Source organism: Marivivens aquimaris (assembly GCF_015220045.1).
GTDB classification, from domain to species: Bacteria; Pseudomonadota; Alphaproteobacteria; order Rhodobacterales; family Rhodobacteraceae; genus Marivivens; species Marivivens aquimaris.
In genome coordinates, this window is the sequence record NZ_JADBGB010000001.1 from 1,093,354 (window position 1) to 1,111,043 (window position 17,690).

The following is a 17,690-nucleotide window of genomic DNA, read 5'->3' on the forward strand; positions in this document are numbered from 1 at the left end:
AAATTCAATTTTGCCATCTATTGGTGCGGTTTTGAAAACAGCGCACACCAAATGAGGCAAGATTGAGAACATCCCACAATTACAGGCAGATCGGCCTTGGAATGCGCCTCATAGGCGAGAATATATTCCAGAATGGGCAGCCTTTGAATCGCATTTTACCTGTAAAATAAGGGCAGATTTAACAACCCTAGGGTAGGGTGGCTGGAAACAGTCTGTTGCTGTCCTGTTCGCCTTTTCGCGTGTGCAGCAATCGGCGCCACAACTTTGTGGCAGTATTTGGTAGAAAAAGGCGAAATTGTGAAAAATAAGGTTTAGCGAACGTATACTTTAGAGTATTCAGACATAGCCCAACTGGGGGGGCTTTGGACCGATTGGGGCGGTCCTGGTGAACGCGGTATCCGCGTGATCCGAACAAAGTGTCTGCGAGAGGAACTTCCTTTTGCTGGAGAGAAACAACGCGTCGAAAGCGATTTCGGCGTGCGGGATGAAGTCGTGTCTTTCGCCATGGTTGCGGAGGCCGGTCCCTCAGGTCGCCCGAATTAGCGGGCCGTCGGGCAAGTGGAGAACGAGATGTCTTGGTTTGGTTTTGATTGGACGAAATGCTCTTGGGGTTACGGCTCCTACACGACGCAATGGGGCGACTTTAACTATCAGATCGGTGCGAGCGACGGCTGCTATACGTCGACTTACAACGACGAAGGTTGCGTTACCGTAAAGTCGGGCGGCTGGGCCGGCGGTGCATTCGGCACCGAGCTCGAAGGCGGCAAGATTAACATCTACGGCGTCGACATCAGCAACATCGGCGACGGAAAAGGCTGCCAGGTCTACTTCCTCGACGCCGATAACAAAGTCATCCAGCCGACCTACGAACAGCATGACGGTTATGTCACGGTCACTGCGCCGGACAACTTCTGCAAATTCGTCGTCAAGAACTACACCAACTGCGATTTCAAGATCGGTGAGCTCCAGTGTGATCCCGTGAATGATAGCGACGGGATCGTCGAAGGTACGCCCGCAGGCGACCTGATCGACCTCGCTTACACCGGCGATCCCGACGGCGACATGATCGACAACAACGACGCAATCCTTGCTGGCGAATACGGCAACGATGATATCGTCAAAGCTGGCGCTGGTGACGACACTGTGCTTGCTGGCGAAGGCAATGACGAAGTCTACGGCGGCACCGGTTCGGACACGCTCTATGGCGGCGCGGGTAACGATTACCTCAAGGGCGACGAAGGCGATGCGGCCGTCTCGAACGTCGACACTTCGGTCGATTGGGGCGATTTCGCGCGCAACAGCAGCGGCCATGTGACCTCGGGCGCGACGCAGGACATCGGCGGCGTGAACGTGACCTTCTCGTTCAACGGTCAGCAGGTCGGCTCCACCGCGACCTATACCAACCAGAACGAATACGTCGAAGCTGGCGATAACCTCGACAGCAACTCCGCGCTGTTCCTCTACGGTCCGGACAAAGACACCTGCAACACCGGCTCGACCGAATACACCTTCAACGCTTGGGATCTGAACGATGTCACCGCATCGTCGAGCAAGATCTTCCAGAGCGGCGCTGTCGGTTCGGACTACGCCTTGGGCAAGACCTTCACGATCAACAGCGGCGCTTCGGTCAAGGACATCACCGTCTCGGACAATGACGGCTACCTGAACGACAACGACGACAGCGATCAGAAGCTGGTCGGCAGCGAGCACCTCGAAGGCACCACCTATTCGAGCGGCTCCAAGGTCCAGCCCGAGTACGCCTACACCGTCAAGGACTGCGTCACCGGCGAGTACACCAACATCTACGCGATCCAGATGCCGGACTCGGACACCGTTGCGCTCGCATCGGACAAGGCCCTGATCCCTGGTCACCAGTACCAGATCGTCAGCTGCCCCGAGAACCTGCCCTCAATCGGCTACAGCCAGCTCGACGGTTACAGCGTGGCGACCGATGCTGTCGGCGACGTCTCGACCGCAACGCTCGATTTTTCGTCGGCAGACAGCGCCTACTCGGGCGAAGTCGAGAATGTTTCGTTCCGTATCAATGACATCGACTACGGTCCTAATGGCGAATACCACCGCGATATCGTGACTGTCCGCGCCTATGACGCGAACGGCAACGAAGTCGCCGTGACCATCACGCCCGAGGGTAACCAGACCGTCAACGGCAACACCGTCACCGGCGGCGACATCGATAACGGCGGCACGCTGACCCCGACGTCGGCAGCAGGTTCGGTTCTGTTTGAAATCGCAGGTCCGGTGTCCAAGATCGTCATTGACTACGACAACGGCGGCTACAGCGACCAAGCCATCAACGTCACCGACCTGAACGTCACCACCATCGCGCTCGACACCGGCGTGGCTGGTGATGACGTTATCTATGGCGACGACGGCGACGACTGGATCGAAGGCGACGCGGGCAATGACAAGCTCTACGGCGGCACTGGCAACGACTACCTGAACGGCGGCGAAGGCGGCGATACGCTCGAAGGCGGCGACGGAAACGATTACTTCGTTGGTGGCAACGGCGACGACAGCATGTACGGCGGCGACGGCGACGACCTGTTCGACGACGTGGCTGGCACTGATCAGGACAACGCCGGTAACGACTACGTTGAAGGCGGCAAGGGCAACGACGTTGTCTTCGCAGGTCTCGACAACGACACCATCTACGGCGGCGAAGGCAACGATAAGCTCTTCGGCGAAGGCGGCGACGATTTCATCAGCGGCGACGCGGGCAATGACGAAATCTACGGTGGCCACGGCGCGGACGATTTGCGCGGCGGTGCCGGTGCAGACGTCATGGCTGGCGGCGAGGGTGCCGATAACATCTCCGGCGGCGATGACGCTGACTACATCTACGGTACGGCTGGCGACATCGTCGACGGCGGCGCTGGTGGCGACGACAACGACACGCTCGACCTGACCGGTCAGGGCAAGTTCTACCTCGACAACCTCACCGCTGACTCCAACGGCAACGGCTTCGACGGTACTGTCCGCTTCGTTGACGACAACGGCGTGGAAACCGGCCAGACCATCGACTTCACCGAGATCGAAAGCTTCAAGGGCGACATCTATAACCGTGGCCCGATCGCGAACGACGACGTTGCGACCACTGCGTTCCAGACGCCGGTCATCATCGACCTGCTGGCGAACGACATCGATCCGGACGGCGACCCGCTCACGCTGGTCAGCGTCACTTCGGACGACGGTCTGGTTGTTCCGCTCGGCGACGGCAAGGTCCTGTTCACCCCGCTGAACGGCTTCTTCGGTCCGGCGACCATGAACTACACCGTCTCGGACGGTCAGCAGACCGACAACGGTACCGCCCGTATCCAGGTCGAAGAGCAGCAGCGCGACGGTACCGTCATGGGCACCGCTGGCGATGACGTCATCGACGTGAACTACGCTGGCGATCCCGATGGCGACTTCGTTGACAATGACGACGCGATCCTCGCTGGCGACAGCGGCAACGACGACCTGATCTACGGCTACGGCGGTAACGACTCGATCCTCGCTGGCGACGGCAACGACGAAGTCTACGGCGGCGCTGGCAATGACTACATCAACGGCGGTGTCGGCGACGACATCATCACCGGCGGCGAAGGCAACGACACCATCGTTGCAGGCGCTGGCAACGACGAAGTCTACGGCGGCAACGGCGACGACTCCGTTCAGGGCGGCGCTGGTAACGACAACATTTACGGTGGCGGCGGTAACGACACCCTGCGCGGCGGCGACGGCAATGACTCGCTGTTCGGCGGTCAGGATGACGACTACATCATCGGCGGTGACGGCGACGATTATGTCAACGGCAACGGTGGGTTCGACACCCTCGACGGTGCGCTCGGCAACGACCGCATCATCGGCGGCGAAGAGGAAGACGTGCTGATCGGTGGCGCTGGCAACGACACGCTCTACGGTCAGGGTGCCGACGACTCGCTCATCGGCAACACCGGTTCAGACGAGATCTACGGCGGCAAGGGCGACGACATCATCGACGCGTCCTCGCAGGATCCCTACGCGCTGCCGGACGTTGGCTACCCGGGTCTGTACCCGTCGGACACCGATCCGAACAACGACCGCGACTACGTTGATGGCGGCGAAGGCAACGACACCATCTTCACCGGTGACGACGCCGACACTATCCGCGGCGGCACGGGCGACGATTACCTCGACGGTGGCATCGACGCCGACGAAATCTGGGGTGACGAAGGCAACGACTACATCATCGGCGGCGAGGGCGACGACGTTCTCTATGGCGGTGACGGCGACGACTTCATCGCCGGAGGTCTGGGCCCGAACTTCCCCGACGCGATCAACCAGCCGAACGACGGGACCGACCTCGTTCTGAACAACGGCCGTGACGATATCAGCGCTGGCGCAGGTAACGACACCGTCTACGGTCAGGACGACGACGACACCATCCGCGGCGGCGAGGGCGACGACTACCTCGACGGCGGCATCGACGACGATATCATCTGGGGTAACGAAGGTTCGGACACCATCGTTGGCGGCGACGGCGTCGACACGCTCTACGGTGGCCTGAACTCGGATACCTTCATCGGCGGCAACGTGGGTGACTACGTTCAGGGCGGCGAAGATCCCGACAACTCGGACGTCGACGTACTCGACCTGACCGGCGTTGCGTTCGACCGCATTGTTTACGACAACGGCAATCCCGAAGCCGGTACCGTCTACTTCGATGCGAACGACGATACGCAGACCATGCGTTTCGAGCAGATCGAGAACGTCATCCCGTGCTTCACGCCGGGTACGATGATCGCGACCGCTCGCGGCGAAGTACCGGTCGAGAACCTGCGCGAAGGCGACAAGGTCATCACCCGCGACAACGGTATTCAGGAAATCGCCTGGGTCGGTTCCAAGCTCATGACCACCAAAGATCTGGTCGCCGCGCCGCACATGCGTCCGGTCCTGATCAAGGCTGGCGCACTGGGCAACGGCCTGCCGGAGCGTGACATGATGGTTTCGCCGAACCACCGTCTGCTGGTCGCTTCGGACACTGCCGAGCTGTACTTTGAAGAGCGTGAAGTTCTGGCAGCCGCCAAGCACCTCGTCGGTTCGCAGGGCATCCATCAGATCGACGTGGCGAACACGAACTACATCCACTTCATGTTCGAACGCCACGAAGTCGTCCTCTCGGACGGTGCATGGACCGAAAGCTTCCAGCCGGGTGACTACAGCCTCAAGGGCATCGGTAAAGAACAGCGTAACGAAATCTTCGAACTGTTCCCCGAACTGCGCGAAAAGGTCGGTGTCGAGAACTACCAGTCGGCCCGTAAGTCGCTCAAGAAGCACGAAGCGAAACTTCTCGTTCGCTAATCCCAGACTTTGCAGCAGGAATGAGGCAGGAAACTGCCTCTTCCGCATGACCGGAGTGCGCAGTGGGGTGCGCTCTCCGGTTCTATATGCGAAACAATTCGACGTTGAATTGCTGTTTTTTTGACCGTTGCAGGACAATCTGCGGCGGTAACCTTATTGTTAGACAAATATATCATTTAGCATGTGCGAATATGCTTTCGTATTGCCCTAGATATGCCTTAGAGAACGACTAGTTTGGGGCCATCGCGTAACGGGTGGCCTGCCCGTGTTTGTTGTGTGCGCGAGGTTATTTGGGGCATGAAATTGGGTAAGTACGTTGGAACCGGGCACGCCGACACGATCATTGGATCGGATGGCGATGACACCATCACCGCGAAAGGCGGCGATGATCTGATCTACGCCGGTGCCGGTAATGACACAATTTATGCTGGCAATGGTTTCGATAAGGTTTACGGCGGCGACGGCGACGACACTATCTACGGTGGTGGCGACAACGACGAGCTGATGGGCGAGTCCGGTGCCGATACCTTTGTCATCAGCCCCGACGGAAATCAGGATTGGTCGAACACCACGGTCAAGGGCGGCTCGACCGGCAATGACTATGACACCCTCGATTTCAGCGCCTTCACCACGAACGGATGGGAAATCCAGAACTTCGTCAAGAACGCTGAAAGTAACGGTCAACCCGGTTATCACGGTCAGCTTCAACTCTACAATCCGTCGACCGGCAAGCACGCGAACATCAACTTCGAAGACATTGAGCGCTTCGTGCCGTGTTTCACCACCGGCAGCCTGATCGCGACGACGCAGGGCGAAATGCCTGTCGAGGATATCCGCCCCGGCCACAAGATCGTCACCCGCGATAACGGCATCCAAGAGGTCGCTTGGGCCGGTCATCGCGATCTGACCCAGCGCGATCTTGCGGTGCAAAAAAACCTCCGCCCGATCCTCATCAAGCGCGGCGCGCTTGGCGGCGGTCTGCCCGAGCGGGACATGTGGGTGTCCCCGAACCACCGGATGCTGCTCGCTTCCGAAAAGGCAGAGCTTTATTTCGACGAATCCGAAGTGTTCATCGCCGCAAAACACCTCGTGGGACTTCCGGGCGTTGCGCAAAGCATAACGCCGGGCGTCAGCTACTTCCACATCATGCTAGAACGCCACGAAGTGGTTCTGGCTGACGGCGCATGGACCGAAAGTTTCCAACCCGGCGATCAGAGCCTCAAGGGTATCGACGGCGACCAGCGCGCCGAGATTTTCCAGCTATTTCCTGAGCTTGCGACGCGCTCTGGCGTTGACGGTTACCAATCTGCCCGTCGCTGCTTGAAGCGCCATGAGGCAAAACTACTGCTAGGTTAACGCCCCGTTTTCGCGCGGAACGCGGCCCAATCCTCGGGCGTATCCAGATCGCGTCTCGCCCGATTGCCGAACAGCGGAACCAGAACTGTCTGCTGTTTCAACGACTTGACGATCGCTTCTCCACCATTGTCGCCCGTGATGTCCTCGAACATCGGCCGTGTGCTCTGATGAAATAGCACCGGATGCCCCGGTTTGCCTTCCGCCGTGGCGGCCCGCCAGATTTTCGCGTTCGGATGGGCGACGCGGGCATTGCAGATCGTGTACAGATCCTCCGCCTCGACTTCCGCCAGATCTCCAAGGAACACCAGCACATCGCCCTTTGGCAGCATCTTCACAGCGCCGCGCAGCGTGCCCGAAATTCCTTCGGCAGCGTCTGGAACGAACAGCGGCGTGACAGGTAGGTCGCGGATCAGGTCCAGACGCGGATGATCGGATGAGGGCAGGGCGACAAACACTTGATATCCAGTGGAAAGTGCGCGCTGACATTGAAGGTGGAGAAGAGGCACGCCGTCCACAGGTTCGGCGAGTTTATCGGCGCCGCGCATACGAGAAGCGTTGCCGGCGGCAAGTATCAGAATAGATATCATATCACGAAGAATGACACGTCTACGGCCCAAAGGCCAATAAGACTTTAGCGAGGGACTGATGCGGGCATTCCTATACCGCCTGAGGCTCTGGGCACGAAAGCTCGGGGTCCGCGTTATTTCGATCGCGGCACTTTCGGTGCTGTCGGTTTTCGCGGCGAAATACTCCGGCGTCTATGTGCCCGCAGGCGTGGCCGAAAAAATCGGCGCGGATTCAGTGGTTTCGCTGCTGAACATCATCGCGAATTCCATGTTGACGGTCACAACGTTCTCGCTGTCGGTGATGGTGACGATCCACCGCAACGCGTCCAGCCAGTGGACCCCCCGCGCGCACCGGATGCACCTGCGCGACAGCCGCACGCAGACGGTTATCGCAACGTTTCTAGGGGCTTACATCTACGCGCTATTGTCGCTGATCCTGCTGGATACCCCGTATTTCGGGGACAAAGAGGTTGTCGCGCTGTTCGTCACGACGCTCGGTGTGATCGCGTGGATCGTCTACCAGATGCTGATGTGGGTGCTGCACCTTCAGACCTTCGGGAGCCTAGAGCAAACCGCCGACCGCATCCACGAACAGACCCGCGATGCGCTGCAATTGCGGATGTCTCATCCGTGCCTAGGCGGGCACGCGCTGCTGGACCGCTCGATCATTCCGATGGACGCCAAGCCCGTCTTCGCCGCGCGTTCCGGCTACGTCGTGCGGATGATGGCCAGTGCGCTCGATAGCGCGGCGGAGGATTGCGGCGGGGCGATTTATATCATCGTCGATGTGGGCGAGCATATCACCAAGGGCGACCCGATTGCCTTCACCACTGGCCAAACAGAGAAGATGACCGAGGCGGTCGAGCAGAATATCGACATCGGTCATCACCGCGACATCGAACAGGACCCGAACTTCGGCCTCTTAATGCTTGCAGAGATTGGAGAAAAAGCGCTTTCTCCCGGTGTGAATGACGGCGGCACGGCTATCGACATGATCGACCGGATGGCCGAGCTTGCGGAAACGCATGAGGACTTGGGCGAGACGACCTACAAGAACCTCTGGATGCCGCCGCTGAATACGGGCGACATTATCCGCCGGCCGTTCGATCTGATTTCGCGCTATGCGATCACTTCGCTTGAGGTCCAAGAGGTGCTGCTGAAACGCCTCGATATCCTGTCGCGCCACCCTGATCCCGACATCGCCAAGGCCGCGAGAGAGGTCGCGCAGGACGCTTTTGACCGCGCTCAGGAGGCCCTGCCGACCAAGGTCGACAAGGCAAAACTCGTGAAACCGCAGTGCCTTACGGGATGATGCGCGTGTACTTGACGCCTTCGAGCGTCGCGCCAACGCGGAAGCCCGCCTGCGCAAACACAACCGCGATGACCGGAGAGGTCGAGGTCAGCGTCGAAGCGCTCAGCATCTCGCCGCGGTCGTTCAGCGCGTAGGCGACGTCAGCACCGGCAGTCCAGCCGTTCGACTGGCGGAAGCCGCTCAGCGCTTCGGGGGTCATGAAGAACAGGACCGCGCTGAACTGCTGCGCGCCGAACTGGATGCCCGCGCTCGCGCCCGCTGCCGAATAGTAGTCCACGGTGGTCTCGCCGATCACAAGCGCGCCGCGTCCGTAAGAGCCGCCAAGTCCAATGCCCGCCTCGGAAATCAGCGGCATGACCAGCATACCCGAGGACTGGCTCGCCAGCTGGCGGGTGCCCGGATAGGCGGTGTACATGTGGTTGAGCGTAGCGGCAACGCGCGCGTCGATGGTCGCAGCGCCGCTTCCGCCGATGGGGTTGCCGCAAGCAGCAAGGGTTCCGGCTGCCATCATGGCGCCGGCCGCAAATCCGCGTCGTGTCAGGTTGGTCATACTCGTGCCTCGTCAATAAGGGGCGGCTTGCCTGCCGCTCTGTCATGTGCGGCACTATACGCCGCAAACTGCGTTATGTCATCCGTTGAGGATACGTGCCGCTTCGGGTGCGAAATACGTCAGGATGCCGTCACAGCCCGCACGTTTGAACGCTAAGAGGCTCTCCAGCATGACTTTTTCGCCGTCGAGCCAGCCGTTTGCCACGGCAGCCTGGATCATCGCGTATTCGCCCGACACTTGATAGGCGAAAGTCGGCACACCGAAGGTATCCTTCACGCGGCGGCAGATATCGAGGTACGGCATCCCCGGTTTGATCATGACCATATCGGCGCCTTCCATCAGATCGCGCTCAACCAGACGCAGGGCCTCGTCCGAGTTGCCCGCGTCCATCTGGTAGGTCTTCTTGTCACCCTTCAGCGCGCCCGACGCACCCACCGCATCACGGAACGGGCCGTAGAAGCCAGAGGCGTATTTGGCGGTGTAAGACAGGATGCCAACATTCTGATATCCCTCGCTTTCCAGCGCCGAACGCATTGCCCCGATACGCCCGTCCATCATGTCCGACGGACCGAGCAGATCGGCACCGGCCTCTGCCTGCGCCAACGCCATTTTGACCAGCGCCTCTACGGTTTCGTCGTTCAGGATCTCGCCGTTTTCGACGTACCCGTCATGGCCGTTGATGTTGTATGGATCGAGCGCGATGTCCGTCATGATGACCATTTCGGGCACCGCGTCCTTGATCGCGCGGATCGCCTGATTGGTCAGATTGTCGCGGGACCACGCCATCGCGCAATCTTCCGTCCGGTGCTCCATCGAGGTGTAGGGAAACAGGCACATCGCCGGAATGCCGAGCGAAAACGCCTCCTGCGCCGATTTCACCACGCGGTCGATGGTCTTGCGGGTCACCCCCGGCATGGACGGGATCGCGGTTTCGTCGTCCTTTCCCTCGATCAGGAACACCGGCCAGATGAAATCATCTGTGGTGAGCGTGTTTTCACGGACCATAGCGCGGATACCGGCGGACTTGCGCAGGCGGCGGAAACGGGCGGTGGGATAGGGGGCGACGGTGGGTTTCATAACGGGCCTTTCATGTCACACCCCTTGGGTGCCACGTAAAATTGTTGTTGCCAAGTCTGGGCAATCACAAGAGCGGAAGTTAACGTCCGCGCAGAAGACCAACCGAGGCCCATACCCGTGGATTTGATACAGAACGTATTCGACGTCATCGATTTTCGATCTTTTTCGAATGCGTGGTACTGGATGGTCGTGGCCGTCCTGTGGTCGACGTCGTCCTATTGGGTTGTCGGCGTTCCTTATGACCTGATCCAGCGGGCCGAGCGGGAACACGGTGATGCCTTCACCGACATGCAGGCCGTTGTGATCGTCTACGTTCGCCGCACGTTGACTATTGTGCGACAGTCGGCGGTCTTTCTGGTCGGCTTCATGTGTTTCATCCTCGCGATGCTCATCACCTTCGCCGTCCTTTATCAGAAGGAATTCGCGCAGGCGCTGCTGCTGCTGATGGTCCCGCTGTTCGGACTCGGTGCGCTGAACGTCCGCACCGCGCTGAAGATCGAAGCCGAAGGCGTGGGCAGTGACATGATCTTCCGCCGCCTGCGTCGCCATCGTCTGATGGTGCAGGCGATCGGCATGTTTTCGATCTTCATCACGGCGACTTACGGGATGTTTTACAACCTCGCTGTTCTTCATGCGTTCTAAGGATTGACTCTCGCCGTCCGCAGCGTAGGTCAGTTGCATGGTTCAGAACGCGCACATCACCGTCTCCGGCGCCCCCGAGGGGTTTGACGCTAAACTCATCCTCGAGGAGCTGGCCAAGACAGGCCAGCCGGTGCTGCACGTTGCGCGCGACGACAAACGTCTGGCAGAAATGCAGGCCGCGCTCGCGTTCTACGCCCCCGACATGCCCGTCGTCGTGTTCCCCGCGTGGGACTGTCTGCCGTACGACCGGACCTCGCCGAACGCAGATATTTCCGCGACCCGCATGGCGACTTTGGCGGCACTGACGCACGGGATGCCGTCGCAATACGTGCTGCTGACCACCGTCAATGCCGCCACCCAAAAGGTGCCCGCCCGCAGTATCCTCAAAGAGGCCGCTTTCACCGCCCGCGTCGATAGCCGGATTGATGAAGACAAGCTGCGTAACTACCTGACGCGCATGGGCTTTACCCAAGCGCCGACCGTGATGGAACCTGGCGACTACGCCGTCCGCGGCGGCATCATCGACATCTTCCCGCCGGGGCAGAGCGGCCCCGTCCGCCTCGACCTGTTCGGCGATGTTCTCGATAGCGCCCGCCGCTTTGATCCCGCCACGCAGCGCACCACGGAAAAGCTCGACGTGGTCGAACTTGCGCCCGTGTCCGAGGTCATCCTCGACGAGCCGGCAATCACCCGTTTCCGCCAGAACTACCGCATCGAATTCGGCGCCGCTGGCACCGACGATCCGCTGTACGAAGCGATCAGTGCGGGCCGCAAGCACGCAGGACAGGAACACTGGCTCGGCTTCTTCCACGCCGAGCTGGAAACGCTGTTCGACTATGTGCCCAAGGCCACTATCACGCTGGACGATCAGGTCACGCCGACCCGCGTCACCCGCTGGACGATGGTCGAGGACACCTACGAGACGCGGATGCACGCGCTCAAGCAGAAGGGCCGGATGGACAGCGTGTACAAGCCCGCGCCGCCGTCTCTGATGTACCTTGACGACAACGCGTGGGAGGTGGCCGTCGACGGTCGCCGCCTGCTGCAATTCAGCCCGCTGAAACAGCCGACCGGCCCGAACGTTATCGATGCAGGCGGCCGCATCGGGCGCAATTTCGCTCCCGAGCGTCAGCAAGAGAGCATCAGCCTCTTCGGCAGCCTCGTTTCGCACATCAAGAAGAAACTCGACGACGGCCCCGTTGTCATCGCGTCCTATTCCGACGGTGCCCGCGAACGTCTGACCGGCCTGCTGGAAGACGAAGGCGCGGGCGAGGTTATCCCCGTCAGCGATTTCTCCCGTGTCGGCAAACGCGGTTTACACCTCGCGGTATGGGCGCTCGAACAGGGCTTCGAGGCCAAAGGCATCACCGTCATTTCCGAACAGGACGTGCTCGGCGACCGCCTCATTCGCCAGACCAAGAGAAAGCGCAAGGCCGAGAACTTCCTCACCGAAACGCAGAGCCTCACGCCCGGCGATCTGGTGGTCCACGTCGACCACGGCGTTGGTCGCTACCTCGGGCTGGAGGTCATCACTGCGGCCGGTGCGTCGCACGAATGTATCTCGCTCGAATACGCCGAAGGGTCCAAGCTTTACCTGCCGGTCGAGAACATCGAACTGCTGTCGAAATACGGCCATGAAAGCGGCCTGCTCGACAAACTTGGCGGCGGTGCATGGCAGGCGAAAAAGGCCCGCATGAAAGAACGCATCCGCCAGATGGCGGAGCGTCTCATCCGTGTCGCGGCAGAGCGCGAACTGCGCAAAGCGCCCGTTCTTACGCCGCCCGACGGCATGTGGGACCAGTTCCTCGCGCGCTTCCCCTATGCGGAAACCGACGATCAGCTTCAGGCAATTTCTGACGTGCTTGATGACCTCGACAGCGGCCGCCCGATGGACCGCCTCATCTGCGGCGACGTGGGCTTCGGCAAAACCGAAGTCGCGATCCGCGCGGCCTTTGTTGCAGCTATGTCCGGCGTTCAGGTCGCCGTCATCGCACCGACCACTCTGCTCGCCCGCCAGCACTACAAGAACTTCAAGGAACGCTTCCGCGGCTTCCCGATCAACGTGGCCCCGCTGTCGCGTTTCGTCTCCGCGAGCGAGGCGTCCAAAACCCGCGAGGGCATGGCGAACGGCCAGATGGACATCGTCATCGGCACCCACGCGCTCCTCGCCAAGGGCGTTAATTTCAAGAACCTCGGCCTGCTGATCATCGACGAAGAACAGCACTTTGGCGTCCAGCACAAGGAACGCCTGAAGCAGCTCCGTTCCGACGTGCACGTCCTGACGCTGACCGCGACACCGATCCCGCGTACGCTGCAACTGTCGCTCACGGGCGTGCGCGACCTGTCGATCATCGGCACGCCGCCCATCGACCGCCTGTCGATCCGCACCTACGTGTCCGAATTCGATACCGTCACCATCCGCGAAGCGCTACTGCGCGAACACTATCGCGGCGGTCAATCGTTCCTCGTCGTGCCGCGCGTCAGCGACCTGCCAGAGATGGAAGACTGGCTGAAAAAGAACGTCCCCGAAGTCACCTATGTCGTGGCCAACGGCCAGATGGCAGCGGGCGAGCTCGACGACCGGATGAACGCGTTCTACGACGGCAAATACGACGTACTGCTAGCGACCACGATCGTGGAAAGCGGCCTCGATATTCCGACCGCAAACACGATGGTCGTGCACCGCGCCGATATGTTCGGCCTCGCGCAGCTCTACCAGATCCGTGGCCGCGTGGGCCGTTCCAAGACCCGCGCTTACGCGTACCTGACGACCAAACCGCGCGGCAAACTCACCCCGCAGGCCGAGAAGCGTCTGCGCGTGCTGGGCAGCCTCGACACCCTGGGCGCCGGCTTCACGCTGGCCTCGCAGGACCTCGATATTCGCGGTGCGGGTAACCTTCTGGGCGAAGAACAATCGGGCCACGTCAACGAGGTCGGCTACGAGCTGTACCAGAACATGCTCGAAGAAGAGATCGACCGCATCAAGAAGGGCGGCGGCGCGCTTAATGATGATGACGGCCAGTGGGCGCCGCAGATCAACCTCGGCGTTTCTGTCCTGATTCCAGAGGATTACGTGCCGGACCTTGACGTACGTCTCGGCCTCTATCGCCGTCTGTCGAACCTCTCGACCAAGGTGGAGCTGGAAGGTTTCGCTGCCGAACTGATCGACCGTTTCGGCAAGTTGCCGAAGGAAGTGAACACGCTGCTGCTGATCGTGCGCATCAAGGCGATGTGCAAACGCGCCGGTATCAGCCACCTCGACGGCGGCCCGAAAGGCGCGACCGTGCGCTTCCACAACGACAAGTTCGCATCGCCCGAAGGTCTGGTGGAGTTCATCGGCGACCAGAAGGGTCAGGCCAAGATCAAGGACAACAAGATCGTCCTGCAACGCGACTGGCCAAAGGAAGCGGACAAGATCAAAGGCGCCTTCGCCATCGCCCGCGACCTTGCAGAGAAGGTCGCGGCCAAGAAGAAAAAGGCTACAAAGTCCGGCGCTTAAGGCCGAAGCTTAATGCGAACGCGGCGGCGGCGAAGAGGAAAACGCCGACCGTCAGCGGGATCGGTGTGCCGTTGAAGAACTGCCCAACGGGGATCGCGAGCAGCAGCGAGAGCGAGGTCGACAGCGACATCACCACCGAAGTGCCCATGCCCGCAACGTGGCCCAGCGGCTCTAGCGCGAGCGCATTGAGGTTGCCCAGCGTCAGGCCGATGGTCGCGAAAACAGCGGCGCTAAAGACGAAAAACATTGCAAGGCGAATGACTTGCGGCGCGGTGCTGAGTTCGACCACGGTCACGATTGCAGCCAAGCTGGCCATGATGCAGAGCGCGATCTGGATGATCCGCTTCATGCCGAACCGCATCACGAGTCGCGAGTTCATGAAGGACGCGCAGGCCGCAATCGCCGCAGCCGCGCCAAAGAAATACTCGAAGGTTTCGGCGGCGCCGAACGCCTCCGCATAGATCTGCTGGGTGGACGACAGCGTCGCCATCAGGATCGCGTAGACCAGCGTCAGCACATAGATCACCTGACGCGCGGCGGGCGCTTTGAGCACCTCTTTGACCGCCCATTTCAGCTCCGACACCTTCAGGGTGCGACGGTTGGATTCCAGCAGCGTTTCGGGCTGGCGGAACAGCATCCAGAACATCACGAATGCGCCGAAGAGGCCGAAGAACGCAAAGATCGAACGCCATCCGAAAGCGTCCATCAGGGCCGCGCCCGCCATCGGCGCAAAGGCCGGAATGATCCCGAAGATCATCATCACGAGCGAGCTGATCCGCGCCATTTCCGGCCCACTGTGCTTGTCACGGATCAGCGCGATGCTGACGATCCGCGGCGCGGCAGCGGCCACACCCATGACGAAGCGCGAAATCAACATCGTGGTCATCGACGGCGCGAGGAAGGCGATGAACGCCGTCACGACGTAGAGAACGCAGCCCGTGATAATCACGACCTTGCGCCCGTAGGTGTCCGACAGCGGCCCGACAAAGAACGTGCCCAACCCGAGGCCCAGCACGAACGATGTTACCACAAGCTGCGCGAGGTTCGGCGCGTCGGGCGAAAGCTCTGCCGCGATCTTCCCAAGGCCGGGCAGCATCGCGTCGATGGAGAACGCGGTCAGCGCCGAGACCATCGCCATCAGCCCGACGAATTCGCGGCGACCGATGGGGCGGCCTGTCGATGTAGCGATCATTACTCGGCGCTTTCTTCGCGGTCCTGCGATGCAATATCCTTCATCACGTCGAGCCACAGCTCGGTTGGCTGGGCACCTGGCACCGCGTGACGATTACCGACAACGAACGTCGGAACCGAGGTGATGCCCATGTGACGCGAATGCGCCTCGCGCTTGGCAATGCTGTCGACGTCGGCATCGCTCTCCAGCAGGCGGCGGACCATCTCGGGGTCCATCTCGCAGCCCTTGGCGATGTCGATCAGCACCTCATGGTCTCCAATGTCGCGGCCCTCGGCCCAGTAAGCTTTCATGATGGCGCTGACAACGAAGGCTTGGCGCTGTTCGAGGCCCGCCCAGTAGATCAGGCGCTGCGCGTCGAAGGTGTTGGGCGAGCGAGTGATCTTCTCGAAATTAAAAGTCACACCAGCGTTCTTCGCGTGCTCTTCCAGCACGACGTGCGCTTCGGCAGCGCGCTTCTTGGAGCCGAAGACCTGTTCCATCAGCTCGCCGCGATCCATGCCGCCTTTGGGCATGTCTGGGCGCAGTTGGAACGGGTGGTATTCGATTTCGAAGGGGTGGTCGCCGGCTTTTTCCAGCGCGCGGTCGAGGTAGCCTTTGCCGACGTAGCACCAAGGGCAGGCGGGGTCAGCGATGATGTCCAGTTTGACCATGTTGTCTTTCCCAGTCCCCGCGCAGCTCGCGGCGGAGGATCTTGTTGTTGGCATTTCGTGGCAGCGCGTCCACACGGACGAAAAGACGCGGGCTCTTATAGCGGGCGAGCTTTTCTGCTGCGTGATTGCTCAACGTATCTTCGGAAAGATCGGTGTCTGCAACGTAAAACAGGGCGATAACCGTTGCATCTATCTTGACCCTGACCTCCGCTGCTGCACATTCGCGGATGCCCTCCGCGCTGGCCATGGCGTCCTCCACCTCGATGGGCGAGACGCGGTAGCCGCCCGCGTTCATCATGTCGTCGGTGCGGCCGTCGTAGTAGATCGCGCCGGTGTCATCCATGTGGCACATATCGCCGGTCAGGAACCACTCACCTTGGAATTTGGAGGCGGTTTCTTCGGGTTGGCCGTCATATTCGATAAACAGGCCGGGGTCGGAGTTGTGAATGCCGAGGTGGCCTGTTTCCCCCACCGGCACAGGGCCATCGTCGCCGAGGATCGCGATCCGGCGGCCCGGTTGCGGGTATCCGATGGCATGGGGCGGCGCGGGGCGCATGGGACTGCCAGAGATAAAGGTCGAGCACTCGGACATGCCGTAGGCTTCAAAGACCATGGTGCCCGCCGCCGCGTTCCATTGCCGCTTCATCGCGTAGGGCATACTTTCACCCGCCGAAATCGCGTGGCGCAGCTTGGGCATCGGCGGCATGTCCGTCCGCATCATCTGGCGGAACACACCGGGCGTCGCGGCAAAGATCGTGGCGCGGGATTTGGCGATCAGTTCGGGCAGTTTCGTCGTCGGCGTCCCGTCGGGCGGGATCAGCGCGGTGGCCCCGATGCTCCATGGGTCCATTAGGCCCGCGCCCAGCGTATAGGTCCAGTTGAACGAGCCCGCGTGCATCAGACGGTCGGTCGATTTCAGCCCGTACCAGCCGCCCCACATCATCTGCCGCGCCCAAATCGCGCGGTGCGCATGGACCACGGCGCGGGGTTTTCCGGTGCTGCCCGAGGTGAAAATGATATAGGCGGGACGGTCGGGCTTGCCGAAAACATAGTTCGCGGGTGGGAAATCGCGAAAGGATTTCAACTGGTCTAGCTCGATCACCGGCACGCGGCATTCGGGCATCGTGATGCCGTGCTCGCGGACGATAAGCGCGGGCTTCACGCCCTTGCACATCTTGGTAATCTCCTCGACTGTCAGTTGCGTCGAGGTCGGGATCGGCACCACGCCGACCGCAATGGCCGCAAGGTAGACGATCGGAAACCATGGTGTGTTTCCCACCCGCATCAGCAGCCGCTCACCAGGTTTCATGCCCAGAGCTTTCAGCCCCGTGCCAAGCCCCAGAACCGCCTCTTCAATCTGGCCATAACTCCACCATTCCTCGCCCAGCACTTCGAGCGCGATATGGTCCGGCTGCAAAGAAGCATTTGACAGCACATGTGCCGCCATATTGAAGCTTGTAGGGCAGGGATCGACTGCCCGAGGTTCTGTGATGCTCAACATAT

The 17,690-nt window shown here is 60.7% G+C and carries 11 protein-coding genes; 5 read left to right on the plus strand and 6 right to left on the minus strand.

Features of this window, described 5'->3' with window-relative positions; translation table 11 throughout:
* Positions 1–570: 570 nt before the first annotated feature.
* Both IF204_RS20070 and IF204_RS05480 read left to right on the plus strand, forming a co-directional pair.
* Positions 571–5,343: a Hint domain-containing protein gene (locus tag IF204_RS20070; protein WP_228069078.1), complete on the plus strand. Its 4,773-nt coding sequence runs from the start codon at positions 571–573 to the stop codon at positions 5,341–5,343.
* 297 nt (positions 5,344–5,640) lie between these two features.
* The gene (locus IF204_RS05480; protein WP_194095293.1) at positions 5,641–6,699 is read left to right on the plus strand and encodes a Hint domain-containing protein; all 1,059 of its coding nucleotides are present in this window, start codon (positions 5,641–5,643) and stop codon (positions 6,697–6,699) included.
* On the opposite strand, the gene IF204_RS05485 is transcribed toward IF204_RS05480, so the two are convergent.
* Positions 6,696–7,286 (minus strand): nucleotidyltransferase family protein, encoded by a 591-nt coding sequence (locus IF204_RS05485; protein WP_194095294.1) that lies wholly within the window; start codon positions 7,284–7,286, stop codon positions 6,696–6,698. The genes IF204_RS05480 and IF204_RS05485 overlap by 4 nt on opposite strands.
* A gap of 58 nt (positions 7,287–7,344) precedes the next feature.
* Between IF204_RS05485 and IF204_RS05490 the strand changes: the two genes are divergently transcribed.
* On the plus strand, positions 7,345–8,577 hold the full coding sequence (locus tag IF204_RS05490) for a DUF2254 domain-containing protein (RefSeq protein ID WP_194095296.1): 1,233 nt from the start codon (positions 7,345–7,347) through the stop codon (positions 8,575–8,577).
* Here IF204_RS05490 and IF204_RS05495 read toward each other — a convergent pair.
* Positions 8,567–9,127 carry a lipid-binding SYLF domain-containing protein gene (locus IF204_RS05495; RefSeq protein WP_194095298.1) on the minus strand — a complete coding sequence of 187 codons (561 nt, stop codon included), beginning with the start codon at positions 9,125–9,127 and terminating at the stop codon, positions 8,567–8,569. The two genes, IF204_RS05490 and IF204_RS05495, sit on opposite strands and share 11 nt — an antisense overlap.
* 78 nt (positions 9,128–9,205) lie before the next feature.
* On the minus strand, positions 9,206–10,204 hold the full coding sequence (gene hemB, locus IF204_RS05500) for a porphobilinogen synthase (protein WP_194095299.1): 999 nt from the start codon (positions 10,202–10,204) through the stop codon (positions 9,206–9,208).
* 117 nt (positions 10,205–10,321) lie between these two features.
* Between hemB and IF204_RS05505 the strand changes: the two genes are divergently transcribed.
* A complete protein-coding gene (locus tag IF204_RS05505; protein WP_194095301.1) occupies positions 10,322–10,846 on the plus strand; it encodes a component of SufBCD complex in 525 nt (174 codons plus the stop codon).
* 37 nt (positions 10,847–10,883) lie between these two features.
* Positions 10,884–14,345, plus strand: coding sequence for a transcription-repair coupling factor (mfd, locus tag IF204_RS05510; RefSeq protein WP_194095303.1), 3,462 nt, complete (start codon positions 10,884–10,886; stop codon positions 14,343–14,345).
* Here mfd and IF204_RS05515 read toward each other — a convergent pair.
* From IF204_RS05515 to IF204_RS05525, 3 genes are read right to left on the minus strand one after another with little or no spacing between them, the layout of a single operon-like run.
* Positions 14,326–15,537: an MFS transporter gene (locus IF204_RS05515; RefSeq protein WP_194095304.1), complete on the minus strand. Its 1,212-nt coding sequence runs from the start codon at positions 15,535–15,537 to the stop codon at positions 14,326–14,328. The genes mfd and IF204_RS05515 overlap by 20 nt on opposite strands.
* Positions 15,537–16,187, minus strand: coding sequence for a DsbA family oxidoreductase (locus IF204_RS05520; RefSeq protein ID WP_194095306.1), 651 nt, complete (start codon positions 16,185–16,187; stop codon positions 15,537–15,539). The genes IF204_RS05515 and IF204_RS05520 overlap by 1 nt, the downstream gene beginning before the upstream one ends.
* Positions 16,162–17,688 carry a class I adenylate-forming enzyme family protein gene (locus tag IF204_RS05525; protein WP_194095308.1) on the minus strand — a complete coding sequence of 509 codons (1,527 nt, stop codon included), beginning with the start codon at positions 17,686–17,688 and terminating at the stop codon, positions 16,162–16,164. Before IF204_RS05525 ends, IF204_RS05520 begins: the two co-directional genes overlap by 26 nt.
* Between the last annotated feature and the right edge of the window lie 2 nt (positions 17,689–17,690).

Bases quoted from the DNA above. Each gene is read 5' to 3' on its own strand.
- IF204_RS20070 (WP_228069078.1), top strand. From the start codon at position 571: ATGTCTTGGTTTGGTTTTGATTGGACGAAATGCTCTTGGGGTTACGGC.
- IF204_RS05480 (WP_194095293.1), top strand. From the start codon at position 5,641: ATGAAATTGGGTAAGTACGTTGGAACCGGGCACGCCGACACGATCATT.
- IF204_RS05485 (WP_194095294.1), bottom strand. From the start codon at position 7,286: ATGATATCTATTCTGATACTTGCCGCCGGCAACGCTTCTCGTATGCGC.
- IF204_RS05490 (WP_194095296.1), top strand. From the start codon at position 7,345: ATGCGGGCATTCCTATACCGCCTGAGGCTCTGGGCACGAAAGCTCGGG.
- IF204_RS05495 (WP_194095298.1), bottom strand. From the start codon at position 9,127: ATGACCAACCTGACACGACGCGGATTTGCGGCCGGCGCCATGATGGCA.
- hemB (WP_194095299.1), bottom strand. From the start codon at position 10,204: ATGAAACCCACCGTCGCCCCCTATCCCACCGCCCGTTTCCGCCGCCTG.
- mfd (WP_194095303.1), top strand. From the start codon at position 10,884: ATGGTTCAGAACGCGCACATCACCGTCTCCGGCGCCCCCGAGGGGTTT.
- IF204_RS05515 (WP_194095304.1), bottom strand. From the start codon at position 15,537: ATGATCGCTACATCGACAGGCCGCCCCATCGGTCGCCGCGAATTCGTC.
- IF204_RS05520 (WP_194095306.1), bottom strand. From the start codon at position 16,187: ATGGTCAAACTGGACATCATCGCTGACCCCGCCTGCCCTTGGTGCTAC.
- IF204_RS05525 (WP_194095308.1), bottom strand. From the start codon at position 17,688: ATGTTGAGCATCACAGAACCTCGGGCAGTCGATCCCTGCCCTACAAGC.